Consider the following 20,298-nt stretch of genomic DNA (forward strand, 5'->3'; position numbering starts at 1 on the left):
CGATAGTTGATGATTCCAAAACTCAGAATCGATAATAAAGTGAAAAAATATCTCAAATTATATTGAGTAATGGATAACGAAGAGGTCTTAGAGGATGTGTTATCTCACCAATTTGTTGCATGGAGGAATCAAGAACTCAGAGAACGGAAAATGCCAAAATGAGAGTGCGATTAGTAGGGAAATATGATAAAATACGGAACAGGCGCCTTTTTGTTATTTATAATGATGTATTTTCTTTTTATTAATAGTAATAAAAGTACAAAACATGTTTGATAAAGAAAAATACCCTAAGGCGTTGAGATTTAGTATCATGATAGAAGGATTATTCTGCCGAACCACTGATGAATAAAAAGCGGTATCCACTTTAAAAAATTGTAAAGTCAGGATAAATGCATAAAAATAATCGCTGATCTTAGGTTCATGGTAGTATGGATAGTTGCAGAGCTGCTTTTGAAAGAGTCTACCCAATAATTGTTTTGAATAATATAAGGAAAATGAGCCTAATCAACTTACTTGATGGTAGTAGACTTGTATGCATAGATTTACTAAGGTTAAATATGATAATGTAAGAATAAGGTTTGAAATCCTTATATGAAAGGAATGAATTTATTCTATGACGATCCAATGGTTCCCAGGGCACATGGCAAAAGCCCGTCGTGAAGTTTCTGAGAAAATGAAATATGTCGATATCGTCTTTGAATTAGTCGATGCACGATTACCTTTGTCTTCACGTAATCCAATGCTTGATCAGATCATCCAACAAAAGCCAAGGTTGGTATTATTAAATAAAGCTGATCTAGCAGACCCCCAACAAACGAAGTTATGGCAAACGTATTTTCAACAACAAGGTCATCAAGCATTAGCGATTACCGCTCAAGAGAGTAAAGGGATCAAAGCGTTGATTCCAGCAGCCAAAGAAGCACTGAAAGAAAAAAGGGCACGTGATGCCGCTCGAGGGATCAAACCACGAGCAATCAGAGCCATGGTTTTAGGTATTCCAAATGTCGGGAAGTCAACATTGATGAACCGCTTAGTTGGGAAAAAAATTGCGCAAACAGGTAATAAACCTGGTGTGACAAAAGGACAACAATGGTTGCGCCTAGGTAGCGAATTAGAGTTATTAGATACGCCAGGAATCTTATGGCCTAAATTTGAAGATGAAGAGATCGGTAAAAAACTAGCACTAACCGGAGCCATTAAAGACCAGTTAGTTCATTTAGATGATCTCGCTATCTATGGCTTAGATTTTTTCGCTCGTTACTATCCAGGAAGAATTGCGGAGCGCTATCAGTTACCAGAAGAAGCAGAACAACAATTAGCACCTGAATTATTGATGACGATTACTGCAAAGCGTGGCTATAAAGATGATTATGATCGTGGTAGTGAAGTGGTAGTCTTCGATATCCGTCAAGGAAAACTTGGGCGCTACACGTTAGATCGATGTGAAGAAATGGGGAAAACAAGCGATGAGTGAATCGATCCAAAGTATCAAGGAACGATTAAAAACAGTGACGTCGTTAACTGATCCCTTCATTGCCGAACTAAAGCAAGATCAGCGAAAAGGGGTACAACAAGCGCTTCTATCCTTTGAGAAACAAGTAAAAAAAACGGCATTGATCCAAGAAAAATATTTGGAAATGTCATTATTTGAGAAGCAGGCATATGAACAAGGATATGAATGGATTGCGGGGATTGATGAAGTAGGGCGTGGGCCTTTAGCAGGGCCAGTAGTAGCGGCCGCTGTCATCCTACCTAAAGACGAACCGATCCTTGGATTAAATGACTCGAAACAATTATCAGAAAAAAAACGAGAACTGCTTTATGACCAAATCCAACAAAAAGCACTTGCTATCGGTATCGGCATCATTGATGAAAAAAAGATTGATGAGGTCAATATTTATGAGGCAAGCAAACTAGCAATGATCCAAGCTGTAGAAAAGCTGGCAATACGTCCAAATTATCTCTTAATTGATGCCATGACACTGGATTTGCCAATCCAGCAAGAAAAATTGATCAAGGGAGATGCTCGTTCAGTTTCTATTGCGGCAGCAAGTATCATTGCAAAAGTTTATCGTGATGATTTAATGAAAAAATATGATGAACTATATCCAGGTTATGGTTTTGGCCATAATGCTGGTTATGGAACGAAAGAACATCTACAAGGCTTAGCAACACAAGGAATTACCCCTATTCATCGACGCTCTTTTGCACCGATAAAAAATTATTTATCTTAAGATGTTTGACCGTCTCTTGCGTATTTTATTTAAAAGTAACTTCGAGAGGCGGTTTTCGTTCATGGATCAGATTGAAGGATTTTTACTTAAATTAGCTTATGCGAAAGGAATTAGCAGTCAAGGAAAATGGGCGGTTGTCCAGGCTTTATTGGAAGCTCAAACAAGCGAGTTGTCTTCTTATGAAATCATTGAAATCGCAAAAATTGTTCGTCATCGAGAAAAATTTCAAGAAAGTTGGCGGCAAATCAATCAAAATTTTGCGAAGTTTAAAACAGCTCAGTCATTCATTACTTGTCTTGACCCGTGCTATCCCCCGCAACTTTTTCATCTTGCGACACCACCGATTCTTTTATTTTATTCTGGTGATCTTTCTCTACTAAAACAAAAGATGCTCAGTGTGGTTGGGGGCAGGAAAACCTCGGTCTTGGCAAAAAAAGTTGTACATGAACTTTTAACTCCGGTCATAGATGCTAACTATGTCATCGTTAGTGGCTGTGCCAAAGGAATCGATACATACGCACATTTGGCTGCGATTAAAAATACTGGAAAGACAATTGCGGTAATCGGTACAGGAATTAAAAAAGCCTACCCAAAGGAAAACCAATTTCTTCAAGCAGAAATTGGAAAGAATCATCTTTTACTTAGTGAATATCCACCATATGAAGGACCAAAACAATACCGCTTTCCCATGAGAAATCGAATCATTGCTGCTTTGTCACAAGGCACTTGTGTCATTGAAGCAAAGCAAAAGAGCGGTTCTTTGATAACAGCACAACAAGCGTTAGAAATCGGTCGAACTGTTTTTTCTGTACCTGGAAATATTTTGACACAATACTCAACTGGCTCCCATCAACTAATTCAAGATGGTGCTGTTTGTGTGATTTCTGGTGAAGATTTATTGTTCGAGTTGAAAGAATAACAGGAACTTCTCATTTGATTTTCTTGACAAACGTTTTCTGAATGGATATGATAAGCTACGATTTGTATGAGTCCGCTTAATATAGTAGGAACATGTCAATGGAAAGGAGTCCATTCAGTAATGGCATATAAATATTTAGTGATTGTGGAATCACCTGCAAAGGCCAAAACCATTGAAAAATATCTTGGTCGTAATTATAAAGTAATGGCCAGTGTCGGTCATATACGTGATTTACCTAAAAGTAAAATGGGAATTGATGTCGAAAACAACTATGAACCCCATTATATTTCAATTCGTGGAAAAGGCGATGTGATCAAAAGTTTAAAATCAGCAGCAAAAAAAGCGCAAAAAGTTTATCTTGCAAGTGACCCGGATAGAGAAGGGGAAGCAATTGCTTGGCATTTAGCCTATTTACTAGGTTTAGATTTATCAGAAAAAAATCGTGTGGTTTTTAACGAAATTACTAAGGAAGCGGTAAAAGCAGCCTTCAAGGAACCAAGAACGATCGACGTGGATTTAGTGGATGCCCAACAAGCAAGACGGGCGTTAGACCGCTTGGTGGGCTACTCCATCAGTCCAATCCTATGGCGCAAAGTCAAAAAAGGATTAAGTGCTGGAAGAGTACAGTCTATTGCATTAAAAATTATCATTGATCGTGAAAAAGAAATCCGTGATTTCATTCCAGAAGAATACTGGAGCATTGACGGTAATTTCAAAAAAACACGTAAAAAATTTAAAGCAAACTTTTGGGGAATTGATGGCAAGAAAAAGAAATTGCCTGATGCCCAATCTGTAAAAGAAGTTACTGATCGTATTGATGGACCAGATTTCACCGTTCAAAAAGTTGAAAAGAAAGAACGGAAACGAAATCCAGCAAACCCATTTACTACGAGTAGCCTACAACAAGAAGCTGCTAGAAAATTGAATTTTAGAACACGGAAAACGATGATGGTTGCGCAACAATTATATGAAGGAATCTCCTTAGGTAAGCAAGGGACTGTAGGTTTGATCACATATATGCGTACCGATTCAACACGGATCGCTGAGACTGCGAAAGCAGAAGCGGCTACCTTCATCGAAGAAACTTACGGGAAAGAATTTTCTAGTCATGCACAACGTAAAATCAAAAATGCGCAAGGTGCGCAAGACGCCCATGAAGCAGTTCGCCCGACAAGTGTCCTACGTACTCCTGAGGAAATCAAACAATATTTAGACAAGGACCAATTAAAACTCTACACCCTTATTTGGTCACGATTTGTTGCTAGTCAAATGACACCAGCGATATTAGATACCATGAAAGTTACCTTAGAACAAAATGGCGTACTTTTTATTGCGAATGGCTCTAAAGTTAAATTTAAAGGGTTCATGCAAGTCTATGTTGAAGGCAGAGATGATGGGAAAGAAGATAAAGAAAATATCTTACCAGAACTAGCACAAGGGGACATTGTTCAATCAGTGGACATTGAACCGAAGCAACATTTCACGCAACCGCCAGCAAGATTCAGTGAAGCAACTTTAATCCGTGCTTTGGAAGAAAATGGTGTGGGACGTCCTTCCACTTATGCGCCAACGCTGGATACGATCCAACGACGTTACTATGTCAAATTGACACAAAAACGCTTCGAACCAACTGAATTGGGTGAAATCGTCAATTCTTTGATTTGTGATTTCTTCCCCCAAATCGTCGATATCCATTTTACCGCTGAAATGGAAGGTGATTTGGATAAAATTGAAGAAGGAAAAGAAGCATGGATCGAAGTGGTGGATCGTTTCTACAAACCATTTGAAAAAGAATTGACCAATGCAGAAGAAAAAATCGAAAAAATTCAAATCAAAGATGAACCGGCTGGATTTGACTGTGATATTTGTGGGCATCCGATGGTTATAAAATTAGGAAAGTATGGTAAATTTTATGCATGTAGTAATTTTCCTGATTGTCGAAATACGAAACCAATCGTTAAAGAGATCGGTGTGACTTGTCCAGTTTGTCATGAGGGTCAGGTGATTGAACGCAAGTCTAAGAAAAACCGAATCTTTTACGGGTGTTCACGTTTTCCAGACTGTGACTTTACTTCTTGGGACAAACCAGTAGGACGAAATTGTCCGAAATGTGACCAGTATTTAGTTGAAAAGAAAGTCAAAGGCGGAAAACAAGTCGTATGTATCAATGGCGACTATGAAGAAGACATTCAAAAATAAAATGAGAAGAGGTCTTTATTTGAAAACTGTTAATGTAATAGGTGCAGGATTAGCTGGAAGTGAAGCAGCTTGGCAAGTCGCTCAAGCAGGTGTTCCTGTTCGTTTATACGAGATGCGCCCAGTGAAATCAACAGAAGCACACCATACAAGTAATTTTGCAGAGTTAGTCTGTTCCAACTCCTTGAGAGGGAATAGTTTAGCAAATGCAGTAGGTTTATTAAAAGAAGAAATGCGACGGTTAAATTCAGTCGTGATCACTTCAGCTGATGAAACAGCTGTTCCAGCTGGCGGTGCCTTAGCAGTGGATCGGGATTCTTTTTCTGAGACGATCACACGTAAAGTCAAAGATCACCCGCTAGTAACAGTCATCAATGAAGAAATCACTGAAATTCCAGAAGGGATCACGATCATTGCTACTGGTCCCTTAACCTCTCACCCGTTAGCTGAAAGTATTAAAGCATTCAATGGTTCTGACGGATTCTATTTTTATGATGCAGCAGCACCGATCGTAGACAAAGCAACGATCGATATGGATAAAGTCTATTTAAAATCACGCTATGATAAAGGGGAAGCAGCTTATCTAAACTGTCCAATGACTGAAGAAGAGTTTAAAGCATTCCACGAAGCTTTAACAACAGCTGACGTAGCCGAACTTAAATCATTTGAAAAAGAAAAATACTTTGAAGGCTGTATGCCAATCGAAGTGATGGCTCAGCGTGGCTTTAAAACAATGCTTTTTGGTCCAATGAAACCAGTTGGATTAGAAGATCCAAAAACCGGTAAACGCCCTTATGCGGTGATCCAGTTACGTCAGGACAATGCCGCTGCCTCATTGTATAACATCGTTGGTTTCCAAACGCACTTAAAATGGGGAGAACAAAAACGGGTTTTCCGTATGATCCCAGGTTTAGAAAACGCAGAATTTGTCCGTTATGGTGTAATGCACCGCAACAGTTTTATGAATTCACCAGAATTATTGAAACCAACTTATCAATCAACGAAGCGTGAAGACTTGTTCTTTGCAGGACAAATGACTGGTGTGGAAGGTTATGTTGAAAGTGCAGCTAGTGGTTTGCTTGCAGGGATCAATGCTGCTCGTTTAGCTAAAGAAAGTGAGCCGATTGAGTTTCCACGAGAAACAGCGATTGGGAGTATGGCGTATTATATTACACATGCTGAAGGAAAACATTTCCAACCAATGAATGCGAATTATGGTTTGTTCCCTGAATTACCAGAGCGCATTCGTGACAAAAAAACACGTTATGAAGCGATTGCTCAAAGAGCACTTCAGGCAAATGAACAAATAAAAAAAGAATTAATTGATGAAGTAACAGCTCAGTAACATGAAGTGAGCCCGGGACAAAGGTGTTCCGGGCTCTTTACTAGGCATAAAATAAATATACAACACATCTTTTATTTGTAGTGTTCCAAAAAAATTTTTTTCTTTTGGTAAAAAATGAGTAAATATCAGATTAAAAAAAAGGTTGTAATCTAAGAAATTTGTCAAATTAATTGTTTCAATTGTGAACAAACTTAGAAATATTGATTAAATTCTGACAATTTATTTGTTTTTTTAATTTTGCTATGCTAAATTTATCTCTGGGATTAAAAGGAAGGTGATAAAATGCTAGAACAAACGTGGAAAGATAAGTTTTTGCGTTATTTAATCGTGGAACGTGGTTACTCTGAAAAAACACGAGAAGCATACGAGGAAGACCTCACTAATTTTGAAAGATTTCTTACAGAATCAGGAGAGGATGATTTATTAAAAATCAATCACTTAGATGTTCGAGTGTATTTAAGTTACCTAACTGATGAAAGATATAGCAGAAATTCGATCAGTCGTAAGATTGCAAGTCTGCGCTCTTTTTATCAATACCTTTTAAAAGAAGAAGTGATCAAAGAAAATCCTTTTTCTTATGTCCACCTAAAAAAGAAAAATTTGAAACTACCTCGCTTTTTTTATGAGAATGAAATGCAAGCATTATTTGACAGTGTCAAAGGAGAAAAACCTTTAGATTTGAGGAACCAAGCGCTATTAGAAGTTCTTTACGGTTCGGGGATTCGATTAAGCGAGTGCAGTAATTTGAAACTAGCAGAAATCGATTTCGACTCCGAAGTCATGTTGATTCATGGTAAAGGGAATAAAGAACGGTATGCACCACTTGGTTCATTCGCACAAGATGCCTTACAAGAGTATTTTGAAAAAGGGCGAAAGGCTTTGATGGATAAATACCACAAGAGTCATGACTATGTTTTTGTGAACCATCATGGTGAACCAATTACGCCAACAGGGATCGAGTATGTATTGAATCAAGTGATTAAAAAGAGTAGTTTAGATAGTTCGATCCATCCACATATGCTGCGGCATACCTTTGCTACACACTTGCTGAATAATGGTGCAGATATGCGGACAGTTCAAGAGCTGTTGGGGCATGCTAATCTATCCACTACACAGATCTATGCTCACGTGACAAAAGAAAGTTTACAAAAAAATTATCGCTCGTTTCATCCAAGAGCGTAATAGAAAAGGATCAGTAATCTTAATTGGGAGGAAATAACTATGGTAGAATCACAATTTCATTCAACGACGATTTGTGCCGTTGAAAAAGATGGAAAATTTGCAATGGCAGGTGACGGTCAAGTTACAATGGGCGAATCCGTGGTGATGAAAGGAAGCGCAAGAAAAGTCCGTCGAATCTATAATGATGAAGTCATCGTAGGATTTGCTGGAAGTGTCGCAGACGCATTTACATTGGAAGAAAAATTTGAAGGCAAATTAAATGAATACAATGGTAATTTACAGCGAGCTGCAGTGGAATTAGCGCAAGAATGGCGGACACAACAGTCCATGCAAAAACTAGAAGCAATGTTGATCGTAATGAATGAAAAAGAAATGTTATTAGTTTCAGGTACTGGGGAAGTGATTGCACCAGATGATGGAATTTTGGCAATTGGTTCAGGAGGGAATTTTGCATTAGCTGCTGCACGGGCAATGAAGAACTACGCACAAAACGACATGAGTGCCAAAGAAATCGCAGAGAATGCATTGAATATTGCAGCAGACATTTGTATCTTTACAAATCATAATATTATTGTGGAAGAATTATAGAGGTGAAGAAGAATGTATGAATTAAAACAAACACCAAGACAAATCGTTAATGAATTAGATCAATATATCATTGGACAACAAGCAGCTAAAAAATCAGTTGCGGTCGCTTTGCGCAATCGCTATCGCCGTTTACAATTAGATGAAAAAATGCAACAAGACATCACACCTAAAAATATGTTGATGATCGGACCAACAGGGGTAGGGAAAACAGAGATCGCTCGTCGATTGGCGAAAATCGTCAACGCTCCTTTCGTGAAAGTAGAAGCAACGAAATTTACAGAAGTAGGTTATGTTGGTCGAGATGTGGAGTCGATGGTTCGTGATCTAGTAGAAAATGCGATCCAGATCGTTGAAAAAGAACAATATAGCCGTGTATATACTGAAGCTAAGAAAAGAGCAGAAAAACGATTAGTAAAAGTGCTGGTTCCTGGAATTAAAAAAGAACAAAAACAAACAGGAAATCAATTTGAACAAATGATGAACATGTTCAATGTTGCGCAACAAAATACAGCAGAACCGCAAGAAGAAGTGACTGAAGAAATCCGTGTCAATCGGAAAACGGTTCTAGAACAATTACAAAAAGGTTTACTTGATAACCGTCAAGTAACAATCGAAATAGAAGAACAAAAGAAACCAGCTCCAATGATGAACAATGGTTTGGAACAGATGGGCATTGATTTAAATGAAACATTAGGGGCGCTAACACCGAAGAAAAAGGTTGAGCGCACGTTAGCAGTAAAAGATGCACTTGAACTGTTGATCAAAGAAGAATCAAGTAAACTAGTCAAAGATGCTGACATCCATAGTGAAGCCATTCAATTAGCACAATCAAGCGGGATCATTTTTATTGATGAAATCGATAAAATCACTTCAAAATCACAACAATCTGGTGAAGTATCACGTGAAGGCGTCCAAAGAGATATCCTGCCAATCGTTGAAGGTTCACAAGTGAACACGAAGTATGGAGTTATCCAAACGGATCACGTCTTATTTATTGCTTCTGGTGCCTTCCATTTATCAAAACCAAGTGATTTGATTCCAGAATTGCAAGGACGTTTTCCAATACGTGTAGAATTAGATGATTTAACTGCAGATGACTTTATTAAAATCTTGACTGAACCAAACAATGCACTAATCAAACAATACGTAGCATTAATTGGTACAGAAAATGTTTCAGTTATCTTTACGAAAGAAGCAATTGAGAAAATCGCTCAAATCGCTTATGATGTGAACCGCGATACAGACAATATCGGAGCTAGACGTTTGCACACGATCTTAGAAAAATTGTTAGAAGACTTATTGTTTGAAGCACCTGACATGCAAATGGGAGAAATCACGATTACGGAAGCTTATGTAGAAGAAAAATTAGGTTCGATTGTAGCAAATGAAGATTTAAGTCGTTTTATTTTATAAAATCGGAGGAAGAAAATGACGGATTTATTAACAAAAACCCGCAATATCAACAAATTATTACAACAAAAAAATACTTTCGATCTGCGAGCTGATTTACCTTACGATAAAATGGCTGTGACATTAGGTGCTATTTTAGATAGTAATGTCTATATCATTAGCAGTGAAGGAGTCTTATTAGGCTATGATGAACGTCATGATGTCAACAATGAACGGATAAAAATGATGTTTGTTGAAAAGCAATTTCCCGATTCTTATACTGACACAGTTGATCAATTGAACAAAACGGAAGCCAATATTCCGATCAGTAGTGAAATGACTGCTTTTCCTTTTGAAGCAAGAGAAAAATACCCATTTGGTTTGACGACAGTAGTCCCTATTTTTGGTGCTGGCGAGCGGTTAGGAACCATTATTTTATCAAGAATGGAACAAGCCTTTACCGATGAAGACCTAGTGTTAGCTGAATATGGTGCGACGGTAGTCGGTATGCAGATCCTTTATCAAAAATCACGTAGTATTGAAGCGGATGTCAGAAGTGCAACAGCTGTCCAAATGGCGATCAATACTTTGTCTTATAGCGAATTGAAGGCAGTTCAAGCGATTTTCGATGCCTTAGAAGGCGATGAAGGACGTTTAACAGCATCCAATATTGCGGATAAAATTGGGATCACTCGCTCAGTGATCGTCAATGCATTACGTAAATTAGAGTCAGCTGGGATCATTGAATCACGCTCCCTTGGGATGAAAGGGACGTATTTAAAAGTTCTAAATTCCAGATTCAAAGAAGAATTAACAAAACACAGTTACTAAAAATCTATGACCGATTGATTAGATGAATCTATTCAGTAGGAACGAAGTAAACAAAAAGAGTCTCCTTTAGGTTTTCTTTTCGCTGAAACACACGAGTAATGCCAAGGATGATTCGGATACTTCTTGTTGGAAAAAATAAGAATAGCTTAGGACCTGAGACTAGCTATCTCAGGTCCTAAGATTTAACGGTGGAGGAATTATAATGACTGTAATCATTCAAAATGATCAATTGATTGCTGAAATTGCTGAACATGGAGCAGAATTGGTCAGTTTAAAATCAAAGGATAATAATCTTGAGTATATTTGGCAAGCTGATCCAGCGTATTGGGGAAGACATGCGCCCGTTTTATTTCCATTTGTTGGAAGATTAAAGGATGACCAATACACGTACCAAGGAAAGACTTATTCAATGGGGCAACATGGCTTTGCGAGAGATATGGATTTTGAAGTAATCGAACATGGTCAAGAATTAGCCAGCTTTTTGTTAAGAAGCACACCCGAGACCAAAAAAAATTATCCTTTTGATTTTGAATTAGTGATTTCTTATGAATTAGGTGGAGATGGGATCACCGTTCATTATCAAGTGGCTAATACTGGAGAAGAAGAAATGTTCTTTTCGATTGGGGGTCACCCAGCCTTTAATGTTCCTCTGGAAGAAGGATTGACTTTTGATGATTTTTATCTTGCGTTTTCACCTAAAAAATCACGTTTGCGTTTACCTTTAAGTGGGCCATATATCGATATGGAACAAAAAACACTTGGACAAACAAATACCAACCTTGCATTAGTACACGATCTTTTTGAAAATGATGCACTAGTATTTGAAACGAAAGGATTGAACGCTTATGCCATCCGTAGTGAAAAATCTAGCCACAGTGTGACATTGAGTTATAAAGATATGCCATATGTTGGGATTTGGTCACCTTATCCAAAAGAAGCGCCTTTTGTTTGTATCGAACCTTGGTGTGGTATTGCAGATACAGTAAACAGCTCGGGAGAATTGATGGAAAAAGCTGGAATCAATCAACTAGGCGCACATGAAATTTTTCAAACAAAATATTCGATTACGGTAAAATAGTGGTTATCCTAAAGTTGTTTGATTTCAATTAATCAGAGGAAATCAGGTATAATGATTCATGTTCCCTTTATTTTGCTAATCGTTTCTTTTCGCTTCTTAACGAATCAATCATTTAAAAGCTAAAAAAACAGTTGGCTGATTAGTCAACTGTTTTTCTCTCAGGTCAATTTTTTTTCTTACTACTATTCAATCCGAAGGGGATACGACTTTCTGTATGGTTTTTGATTCGTAGGATATTCTCTTTATGGCGATAGAAAATAAAGGCAGAAACTAAAAATGCAATGATCGTCAATAGCCAGTTTTGCTTAGGCAAGATACCAGGTGCGATGTAAGGAAGGATAATCGTTGATAAAGTGATCAAAGTTGCACTGATCATACTTGTTAAACTTACCATACTAGTACAAAAGAGCGTAACAACGAAGATGATACTGGAATAGATAAAAAATAGAGGATTGAATCCAAGTAACATTCCAGCACTTGTTGCAACTGCTTTGCCTCCTTTGAAGCCAGCGAAAATAGGGAACGTATGACCTAAGATCGCACAAACACCAAACCATAGGGGATTAATGGTTGTAACGTGGAAAATAACTGGTAAGCAAGTTGCCAAGGTTCCTTTCAAGATATCCATGAACAACACAATTGTACCTGCTGTTTTTCCTAAAACTCTAAAAGTATTGGTGGTGCCAGTATTTCCGCTACCATGTTGGCGGATATCTTTTTTGAAAAATAATTTACCTATCCAAACCCCCGAAGGAATCGAGCCTAGAAGATAGGCAAGTACCAATAATAAAATTAATTTCATTGTTCTACCTCTTTCAATTTGAAACTAATGTTTATTTTAGCATGAATAAAGTACGTGAACAATTGGAAATACTTGAAAGAGTGAACGAAAGGGAGTATTATTTATGTCATTTGAAAATCCAACACAAGAAAAAATCTTCGATTATTTAAAAACAGCAAAAACGATTGCAATTGTTGGTTTGAGTAATAAGGAAGAACGAACAAGTTACCAAATTGCTCGATTTCTGCAAGAACGGGGATATCGTATCATTCCGGTGAACCCATTATTAGCAGGAGAGATCATTTTAGGCGAAAAGGTCTATGCGTCGCTACAGGAAATCCAAGAACCGATCGATATCGTGGATATTTTTCGGCGTAGTGAATTTTTGCCAGAGGTAGCTGCTGACTTTTTACAGACTCAAGCAAAAGTATTTTGGGCGCAATTAGGTATCGCAAATGAAGAAGCAGCAAACAAGCTTCAATCAGCAAATCGCAAAGGCATCATCATGGATCGTTGTATAAAAATCGAGTGGAACAATATGAACGAAAAAGATAACTAAATGTTTGCATTTTAAATAACGTGAAATATTTAATCGACAAGACAAAAGCGAACAATAGAATAAAAAAGATGGTATTCTCAAAGGTTAGTTAGTAATTAAGTTTTAATTCTTTCCTAACCTCTTTTTTTTCATGCGTATTTCTAGTATGATTATCGTGATGCGGTTTTAACCGTAAAGTATTATTGAAGGAGCGTTTGCCTTGGCAAAAAAAGTAAAGAACGAATATAATGATGCATCGATCCAGGTTCTTGAAGGATTAGAGGCAGTTAGAAAACGACCAGGAATGTATATCGGGTCAACGGATAGCCGGGGCTTACATCATTTAGTCTATGAGATCGTTGACAATGCGGTTGATGAAGCTTTATCTGGATATGGAAATGAAATTGATGTAACCATTCATGAAGACAATAGTATCACTGTGACAGATAGCGGTCGTGGTATGCCAGTTGGGATGCATGCTTCTGGTATCCCCACAGTTGAAGTGATTTTTACTGTACTACATGCCGGCGGAAAGTTCGGTCAAGGAGGATACAAGACCTCAGGGGGACTACACGGTGTCGGAGCAAGTGTGGTCAATGCTTTATCAAAATGGTTGGTTGTTACAATCGTCCGTGATGGGATTGAATACCAACAAAAATTCAGCAATGGTGGTAAGCCTGATGGTACACTGAAAAAAATCGGGAAAACCAAGAAATCCAATGGAACGACAGTTCATTTCTTACCAGATGACACGATCTTTTCCACTACTAAATTTTCTTATGATATTTTATCTGAACGTTTGCGAGAATCAGCTTTTCTTTTAAGAGGAGTAAAAATCACACTTTCTGATCTGCGTGGTGAAGAACCAATTAAGGAAGTTTTTCACTACGAAGAAGGGATCAAAGAATTTGTTGATTACCTAAACGAAGAAAAAGATACGTTGACACCAGTTGTTTATTTTTCTGGTGAAAAAGACGGTATCGAAGTCGAAGTTGCTTACCAATATAATGATGGATATTCAGAAAACGTGTTGTCATTTGTGAATAATGTCCGAACGAAAGATGGAGGCACCCATGAAGTCGGTATGAAGTCAGCAATGACAAAGGCCTATAATGAATATGCTCGAAAAGTGGGCTTACTGAAGGAACGAGATAAGAATCTCGAAGGTAGTGATTTTAGAGAAGGTTTAGCAGCCGTCCTCTCCATTCGGGTACCTGAGAATCTCTTACAATTTGAAGGACAAACAAAAGAAAAATTGGGCACACCAATTGCCCGCACAGTAGTAGATAATGTCATTGGAGAACAAATGGGCTTTTATTTACAGGAAAACAGTGAAATGAGCCAAATGCTGGTGCGAAAAGCAATCAAAGCCCGAGAAGCTCGTGAAGCTGCTCGAAAAGCCCGAGAAGAAAGCCGTAATGGGAAAAAACGTAAAAAAGGCGAATCATTACTTTCAGGGAAACTGACACCTGCCCAATCGCGAAATCCGAAGAAGAATGAGTTATACCTCGTGGAGGGAGACTCTGCTGGTGGTTCAGCAAAACAAGGAAGAGACCGTAAATTCCAAGCCATCTTGCCTCTTCGTGGGAAAGTGATCAACACTGAAAAAGCAAAAATGCAAGACATCTTGAAAAACGAAGAAATCAATACGATGATCTATACGATCGGTTCAGGTGTTGGACCTGAGTTTTCAATTGAAGATTGCAATTATGACAAAATTATTATCATGACCGATGCGGATACCGATGGTGCACATATTCAAGTGCTATTACTGACGTTCTTTTATCGTTACATGAAACCATTGATTGAAGCAGGAAAAGTGTATATCGCATTACCACCGCTTTATAAGGTTTCTAAAGGTCAAGGAAAAAAACAAGTGGTCGAATATGCTTGGACAGATGATGAATTAGCAGCGACCATCAAAAAAATTGGTAAAGGCTATATGTTGCAACGCTATAAAGGTCTTGGAGAAATGAATGCAGAACAATTGTGGGAAACTACCATGGACCCAGCCTCTCGAACGTTGATTCGCGTGAGGATAGATGATGCTGCTCAAGCGGAACGTCGCGTGACGACATTAATGGGGGACAAAGTTGAACCTCGCCGAAAATGGATCGAAAATCATGTGCAATTCACGTTAGAAGAAGATGGTAGTATCTTAGATAAAAAAGAAGATATTGAAAATACAGCTACGTCCAATGAATTGTTCGATGAAGAGAAACAATCTGAATTAGTAGAAGAATAGGAGGTCACCTAATGGAAGAACGTCAAGAAGTCCAAGAACTAACCCTAGAAGAAGTGATGGGTGACCGCTTTGGACGTTACTCAAAATATATTATTCAAGAAAGAGCATTGCCAGACATCCGAGATGGATTGAAACCCGTTCAAAGACGAATTTTATTTGCGATGAATAAAGATGGCAATACTTTTGATAAAGGATTCCGTAAATCTGCCAAATCTGTCGGAAATATCATGGGGAATTATCATCCTCATGGGGACAGTAGTATTTATGAAGCCATGGTTCGGATGAGTCAGGATTGGAAGCTAAGAGAAGTACTTATAGAGATGCACGGAAATAACGGTAGTATGGATGGTGACCCACCAGCTGCTATGCGTTATACAGAAGCACGGCTCTCCCAATTAAGTGGTGAAATGTTGGCAGATATTGAAAAAAATACGGTTGATCTTGTATGGAACTTTGATGATACTGAAAAAGAACCAACTGTGTTGCCAGCGAGATATCCAAACCTATTAGTCAATGGTTCAACGGGAATTTCCGCTGGTTATGCTACGGAGATCCCTACCCATAACTTAGCAGAAGTCATTGATGGTACGATTTACCTCATTGATCATCCCCAAGCGAGTTTAGAGAAACTAATGGATTATATCCCTGGTCCTGATTTTCCTACTGGGGGAATCTTGCAAGGAAAAGCAGAAATCAAAAAAGCTTATGAAACTGGACGTGGAAAAGTCATTCTACGATCAAAGACTAAAATTGAAGCGATTAAAGGGAACAAGCAGCAAATCGTGATTTCCGAGATCCCTTATGAAGTAAATAAAGCCACATTAGTGAAGAAAATGGATGAAATCCGTTTAAATAAAAAAATCGATGGCATTGCTGAAGTTAGAGATGAAAGTGACCGCACTGGATTACAGATCGTGGTTGAATTGAAAAAAGATGCTAACGCACAAGGTATCCTCAATTACCTGTTTAAAAATACTGAACTACAAATCAATTACAACTTCAATATGGTAGCTATTGATCACATGACACCGCATCAAGTGGGGTTAAAAGATATTTTAAGTAGTTATATTGATCATCGAAAACAAGTAATCACGAAACGAAGTCAATTTGATTTAGAAAAAGCACAAAAGCGCCAGCATATCGTAGAAGGTTTAATGAAAGCTTTGTCGATCTTAGATGAAGTCATTGCCACGATTCGAGAAAGTAAAGATAAGAAAAACGCGAAGCAAAATTTAGTCGAAGTTTTTCAGTTTACGGAAGAACAAGCTGAAGCAATCGTGACGTTGCAACTATATCGTCTAACAAATACGGATATTACGGAATTACGTAAAGAATCAGAAAGCTTAATAGCACAAATCACTGAATTAAACAAAATTCTATCTAATGATAAAGAATTATTCTCAGTCATGAAGAAAGAACTTCGTGAGGTCAAGAAAAAGTATGCTAATGCACGTTTAACGACAATTGAAGACGAAATCGAAGAAATCAAAATTGATACAAAAGTGTTAGTAGCACAAGAAGATGTGATTGTCAGCGTAACGAAGGAAGGTTATGTGAAACGGACTAGTCTACGTTCATATAGTGCTTCTAAACCAGAGGAAATCGGCATGAGAGAAGGGGACTATCTCTTGTATTCTGGTGAACTAAATACCTTGGATCATGTGTTGTTGATCACCAATAAGGCAAATGTCATTTATCGTCCTGTCCATGAATTGCCAGATTTAAAATGGAAAGATGCTGGAGAACATATTTCACAAACGATTGTCAATCTTTCGGTTGATGAATCGATTCTAGCCGTTTTTCCATACAAAAAAATCGAAGCAGAAAAAACATTGGTCTTCATCAGTAAAAATGGCTGGGTGAAACAAACTCGAATGACTGAATTTGAACCATGGCGTACTTATAAGAGTCGTCCGCTAAGTGGCATGAAACTCAAAAGCGACGATGATGAATTAGTTGCGTCTTACTTGGTAGAAGGTCAAACGGATTTAGATCTCTTTTTAGTCACCTACCAAGGGATGGGGTTACGATATCCATTAGAAGAAGTACCTGTGGTAGGAGCAAAAGCTGCTGGCGTTCGTTCAATCAACCTCAAAGACGAAGATACTGTCGTTAACGGGTTACTCGTTTTGACAGAAGGAGATACGCCAATCATCATCGTCACTCAACGTGGTGCGGTAAAACGGATGCTTGCGCAAGAAATTAGTCAAACCTCTCGAGCAAAACGTGGTGTTACGGTTCTACGTGAACTAAAGAAAAATCCACATCGAGTTATTCATATGTCTGAAGGAAACGCCAAAGAAATAATGATCATCAATCAAAAAGGTCAAGAGCTAATGATTGACCCAACGGATTATCCGATTGGCGATCGAACGTCTAATGGCTCATTTGCAGTTGACGAGAAAAAAGGCGGCGAAGTGATCAAAGTCATTGAGCCACCTGAAGTAGCCATTACCGATTAACTGTTATAGTTTTTTTGAAAGAAGGTAGATCTGTTTTAATACAGAACTACCTTCTTTTTTCTGATTATTAAAAAATTATAAATATTAAGATAAAAAAATATGAAAGTGTTCACAATTGCTAAAGCTTGGTATATTAGCGTTTGTTGTTATAAGTGAATAAAAACGCCATCTTTTGTTAAATAAAAAACAAGAAAACCCTTGCAAAGATGCTCGTCTGTGTTATACTAATCACGTAAAAACTGTTACATAAAACAGATAACGGGAGGTCCATACAATGGAGCAATGGAATGGATTTAAAGGAACGAAATGGAAAGAAGGCGTAGATACAAGAGACTTCATCCAAAATAACTACACTGAATACCGTGGAGACGACAGCTTTTTAGAAAAACCAACTGAAGCAACAGAAAAGCTTTGGGCAGAATTACAAAAACTAAATGATATTCAATTTGAACGCAATGGCGTTTATGACATGGACACAGAAATCGTTTCAACGATTACCTCACATGATGCAGGTTATTTAGACAAAGATCTTGAAAAAATCGTTGGTTTACAAACAGATAAACCATTGAAACAAGCATTTATGCCATTTGGTGGTATCAATATGGCTAACAATGCATTAACAAGTAATGGTTACACACCTAATGATGAGTTGACACATATCTTTAGCGATTGGCGTAAAACACATAACCAAGGTGTATTTGATGCCTACACAGCTGAAATGCGTGCAGCACGTAAAAACAAAATCATTACAGGCCTTCCAGATGCTTATGGACGTGGACGAATCATCGGCGACTACCGTCGTATCGCATTGTATGGTATTGACTATTTGATGGAACAAAAGAAAAAAGACCATGATATGACAGGTTTCCATACAATGGATGAAGAAGTCATTCGTCTTCGTGAAGAAATCACAGAACAATATCGTGCTTTAGCACAAATGAAAGAAATGGCTGCAAAATATGGCTATGATATCTCTAAACCAGCTGCTAATGCAAAAGAAGCAGTACAATGGTTATACTTCGGTTATTTAGCAGCAATCAAATCACAAAATGGTGCAGCAATGTCAATCGGACGTATCTCTGCTTTCCTAGATATCTATATCCAACGTGACTTAGATAATGGCGTGATCACCGAACAAGAAGCACAAGAATTGATCGATCACTTAGTCATGAAATTGCGTATGGTGAAATTTGCCCGTACACCAGAATACAATCAATTATTCTCAGGATTCCCAATCTGGGCGACTCTTTCAATCGCTGGAATGGGCTTAGATGGACGCTCATTAGTAACTAAGAATGATTTCCGTCTATTGCACACATTGACTAACATGGGTCCTTCTCCTGAACCAAACTTAACAGTTTTATATTCAGAACATTTACCAGAAGGCTTCAGAACTTATGCAAGTAAAATTGCAATCGAAAGCTCATCTATCCAATTTGAAAATGACAATCTTCTTCGTGAACAATGGGGTTCAGATGATTGTGCTATTGCATGTTGTGTATCTGGAACAGTTGTTGGAAAAGACATGCAGTTCTTCGGTGCTCGTGCGAACTTAGCAAAAGCATTATTATACGCAATCAACGGTGGGGTTGATGAAGTAACTGGTGCCCAAGTTGCTCCTGAGTACCGTCCAATCACAGCTGATGTATTAGACTTTGAAGAAGTAAAACACAAATTTATGAATGTGATGGACTGGTTAGCTGAGTTATATGTGAATACATTAAACATCATCCATTATATGCATGATAAATATTCTTATGAAGCAGCTCAACTGGCATTGATGGATTCAGATTTGAAACGTACATTTGCAACAGGGATTGCTGGAATCTCTCATGCAGCGGATAGCTTGTCAGCAATCAAATATGCAGATGTGAAACCAATCCGTAACGAAAAAGGAATTGCTGTTGATTTCGAAGTAACTGGCGACTTCCCTAAATACGGAAATGACGATGATGCAGCAGATGAGTTAGCAGAATGGATCTTAGAATACTTTATGACACAAATCAAACGTCATAAAACTTACCGTAACTCCACACCAACAACGTCATTATTAACAATCACATCAAACGTGGTTTATGGTAAAAACACTGGTAACACACCTGATGGACGTGAAGCAGGTAAACCTCTTGCTCCTGGGGCAAACCCAAGTTACAATGCAGAACAAAATGGATTGTTGGCAAGTCTTAACTCAACTGCTAAAATCAATTATGGTTATGCACGTGACGGGATCTCTAATACGCAAACGATCAATCCTTCCGGTCTTGGAAAAGATGAAGAAACACGTATCGGCAACTTGCGTAATGTATTAGATGGTTACTTCTCTAAGGGAGCGTACCATTTGAACGTCAATGTATTTAGTAATGATCTATTACGTGACGCTATGGAAAATCCAATGAAATACCCTAATTTGACGATCCGTGTCTCAGGTTATGCTGTTAAATTCCGTGATCTAACGAGAGAACAACAATTAGACGTATTGATGAGAACATCACACGATAGAATGTAAAGCG

At 38.1% G+C, this 20,298-nt stretch carries 15 protein-coding genes; 14 read left to right on the plus strand and 1 reads right to left on the minus strand.

The genetic code is table 11. The features are described 5' to 3' along the window. The first annotated feature begins 613 nt into the window (after positions 1-613). From ylqF to IGK81_RS04965, 10 genes are all read left to right on the plus strand, one after another. Positions 614-1,474 (plus strand): ribosome biogenesis GTPase YlqF, encoded by an 861-nt coding sequence (gene ylqF, locus IGK81_RS04920; RefSeq protein ID WP_010719467.1) that lies wholly within the window; start codon positions 614-616, stop codon positions 1,472-1,474. Then, entirely contained in the window at positions 1,467-2,234 is a 768-nt protein-coding gene (locus tag IGK81_RS04925; protein WP_034700297.1) for a ribonuclease HII, read from the plus strand. The genes ylqF and IGK81_RS04925 overlap by 8 nt, the downstream gene beginning before the upstream one ends. Positions 2,235-2,295: 61 nt before the next feature. Further along, a complete protein-coding gene (dprA, locus tag IGK81_RS04930) occupies positions 2,296-3,153 on the plus strand; it encodes a DNA-processing protein DprA (RefSeq protein WP_010737379.1) in 858 nt (285 codons plus the stop codon). Between the two features lie 120 nt (positions 3,154-3,273). Continuing rightward, positions 3,274-5,352 carry a type I DNA topoisomerase gene (gene topA, locus IGK81_RS04935; protein WP_010719464.1) on the plus strand — a complete coding sequence of 693 codons (2,079 nt, stop codon included), beginning with the start codon at positions 3,274-3,276 and terminating at the stop codon, positions 5,350-5,352. After that, complete coding sequence (trmFO, locus tag IGK81_RS04940; protein WP_051641777.1) at positions 5,321-6,694, plus strand: FADH(2)-oxidizing methylenetetrahydrofolate--tRNA-(uracil(54)-C(5))-methyltransferase TrmFO; 1,374 nt, start codon at positions 5,321-5,323, stop codon at positions 6,692-6,694. The genes topA and trmFO overlap by 32 nt, the downstream gene beginning before the upstream one ends. 282 nt (positions 6,695-6,976) lie before the next feature. After that, complete coding sequence (gene xerC, locus IGK81_RS04945) at positions 6,977-7,876, plus strand: tyrosine recombinase XerC (protein ID WP_034700302.1); 900 nt, start codon at positions 6,977-6,979, stop codon at positions 7,874-7,876. Positions 7,877-7,915: 39 nt separating this feature from the next. Further along, the gene (hslV, locus tag IGK81_RS04950; RefSeq protein ID WP_010719461.1) at positions 7,916-8,464 is read left to right on the plus strand and encodes an ATP-dependent protease subunit HslV; all 549 of its coding nucleotides are present in this window, start codon (positions 7,916-7,918) and stop codon (positions 8,462-8,464) included. Between the two features lie 12 nt (positions 8,465-8,476). Further along, positions 8,477-9,877, plus strand: a complete 1,401-nt coding sequence (hslU, locus tag IGK81_RS04955) for an ATP-dependent protease ATPase subunit HslU (protein ID WP_010719460.1) — start codon at positions 8,477-8,479, stop codon at positions 9,875-9,877. Between the two features lie 15 nt (positions 9,878-9,892). After that, on the plus strand, positions 9,893-10,684 hold the full coding sequence (gene codY / locus IGK81_RS04960; RefSeq protein WP_010719459.1) for a GTP-sensing pleiotropic transcriptional regulator CodY: 792 nt from the start codon (positions 9,893-9,895) through the stop codon (positions 10,682-10,684). A gap of 202 nt (positions 10,685-10,886) precedes the next feature. Continuing rightward, positions 10,887-11,762: an aldose 1-epimerase family protein gene (locus IGK81_RS04965; protein ID WP_034700304.1), complete on the plus strand. Its 876-nt coding sequence runs from the start codon at positions 10,887-10,889 to the stop codon at positions 11,760-11,762. A 163-nt stretch (positions 11,763-11,925) separates the two neighbouring features. Here the strand turns inward: IGK81_RS04965 and plsY are convergent, their stop codons facing one another. Beyond that, complete coding sequence (plsY, locus tag IGK81_RS04970; protein ID WP_010719457.1) at positions 11,926-12,564, minus strand: glycerol-3-phosphate 1-O-acyltransferase PlsY; 639 nt, start codon at positions 12,562-12,564, stop codon at positions 11,926-11,928. A gap of 103 nt (positions 12,565-12,667) precedes the next feature. Between plsY and IGK81_RS04975 the strand changes: the two genes are divergently transcribed. From IGK81_RS04975 to pflB, 4 genes are all read left to right on the plus strand, one after another. Continuing rightward, entirely contained in the window at positions 12,668-13,102 is a 435-nt protein-coding gene (locus tag IGK81_RS04975; RefSeq protein WP_034700306.1) for a CoA-binding protein, read from the plus strand. 199 nt (positions 13,103-13,301) lie between these two features. Then, positions 13,302-15,326 (plus strand): DNA topoisomerase IV subunit B, encoded by a 2,025-nt coding sequence (gene parE / locus IGK81_RS04980; protein WP_034700307.1) that lies wholly within the window; start codon positions 13,302-13,304, stop codon positions 15,324-15,326. Positions 15,327-15,337: 11 nt separating this feature from the next. Further along, positions 15,338-17,788, plus strand: a complete 2,451-nt coding sequence (parC, locus tag IGK81_RS04985) for a DNA topoisomerase IV subunit A (protein ID WP_010719454.1) — start codon at positions 15,338-15,340, stop codon at positions 17,786-17,788. A gap of 274 nt (positions 17,789-18,062) precedes the next feature. Further along, positions 18,063-20,294, plus strand: coding sequence for a formate C-acetyltransferase (gene pflB, locus IGK81_RS04990; protein ID WP_010719453.1), 2,232 nt, complete (start codon positions 18,063-18,065; stop codon positions 20,292-20,294). Positions 20,295-20,298: the final 4 nt, after the last annotated feature.

The sequence above is a fragment of the Enterococcus sp. DIV0703 genome (assembly GCF_051711065.1).
Classification (GTDB): Bacteria; Bacillota; Bacilli; order Lactobacillales; family Enterococcaceae; genus Enterococcus_B; species Enterococcus_B hirae.

What these genes read in the sequence shown, in the direction of transcription:
- hslU (WP_010719460.1), top strand. Translation starts at nt 8,477, where the DNA reads ATGTATGAATTAAAACAAACACCAAGACAAATCGTTAATGAATTAGAT.
- pflB (WP_010719453.1), top strand. Translation starts at nt 18,063, where the DNA reads ATGGAGCAATGGAATGGATTTAAAGGAACGAAATGGAAAGAAGGCGTA.
- IGK81_RS04965 (WP_034700304.1), top strand. Translation starts at nt 10,887, where the DNA reads ATGACTGTAATCATTCAAAATGATCAATTGATTGCTGAAATTGCTGAA.
- plsY (WP_010719457.1), bottom strand. Translation starts at nt 12,564, where the DNA reads ATGAAATTAATTTTATTATTGGTACTTGCCTATCTTCTAGGCTCGATT.
- parC (WP_010719454.1), top strand. Translation starts at nt 15,338, where the DNA reads ATGGAAGAACGTCAAGAAGTCCAAGAACTAACCCTAGAAGAAGTGATG.
- codY (WP_010719459.1), top strand. Translation starts at nt 9,893, where the DNA reads ATGACGGATTTATTAACAAAAACCCGCAATATCAACAAATTATTACAA.
- trmFO (WP_051641777.1), top strand. Translation starts at nt 5,321, where the DNA reads ATGGCGACTATGAAGAAGACATTCAAAAATAAAATGAGAAGAGGTCTT.
- IGK81_RS04925 (WP_034700297.1), top strand. Translation starts at nt 1,467, where the DNA reads ATGAGTGAATCGATCCAAAGTATCAAGGAACGATTAAAAACAGTGACG.
- IGK81_RS04975 (WP_034700306.1), top strand. Translation starts at nt 12,668, where the DNA reads ATGTCATTTGAAAATCCAACACAAGAAAAAATCTTCGATTATTTAAAA.
- topA (WP_010719464.1), top strand. Translation starts at nt 3,274, where the DNA reads ATGGCATATAAATATTTAGTGATTGTGGAATCACCTGCAAAGGCCAAA.
- ylqF (WP_010719467.1), top strand. Translation starts at nt 614, where the DNA reads ATGACGATCCAATGGTTCCCAGGGCACATGGCAAAAGCCCGTCGTGAA.
- xerC (WP_034700302.1), top strand. Translation starts at nt 6,977, where the DNA reads ATGCTAGAACAAACGTGGAAAGATAAGTTTTTGCGTTATTTAATCGTG.
- dprA (WP_010737379.1), top strand. Translation starts at nt 2,296, where the DNA reads ATGGATCAGATTGAAGGATTTTTACTTAAATTAGCTTATGCGAAAGGA.
- hslV (WP_010719461.1), top strand. Translation starts at nt 7,916, where the DNA reads ATGGTAGAATCACAATTTCATTCAACGACGATTTGTGCCGTTGAAAAA.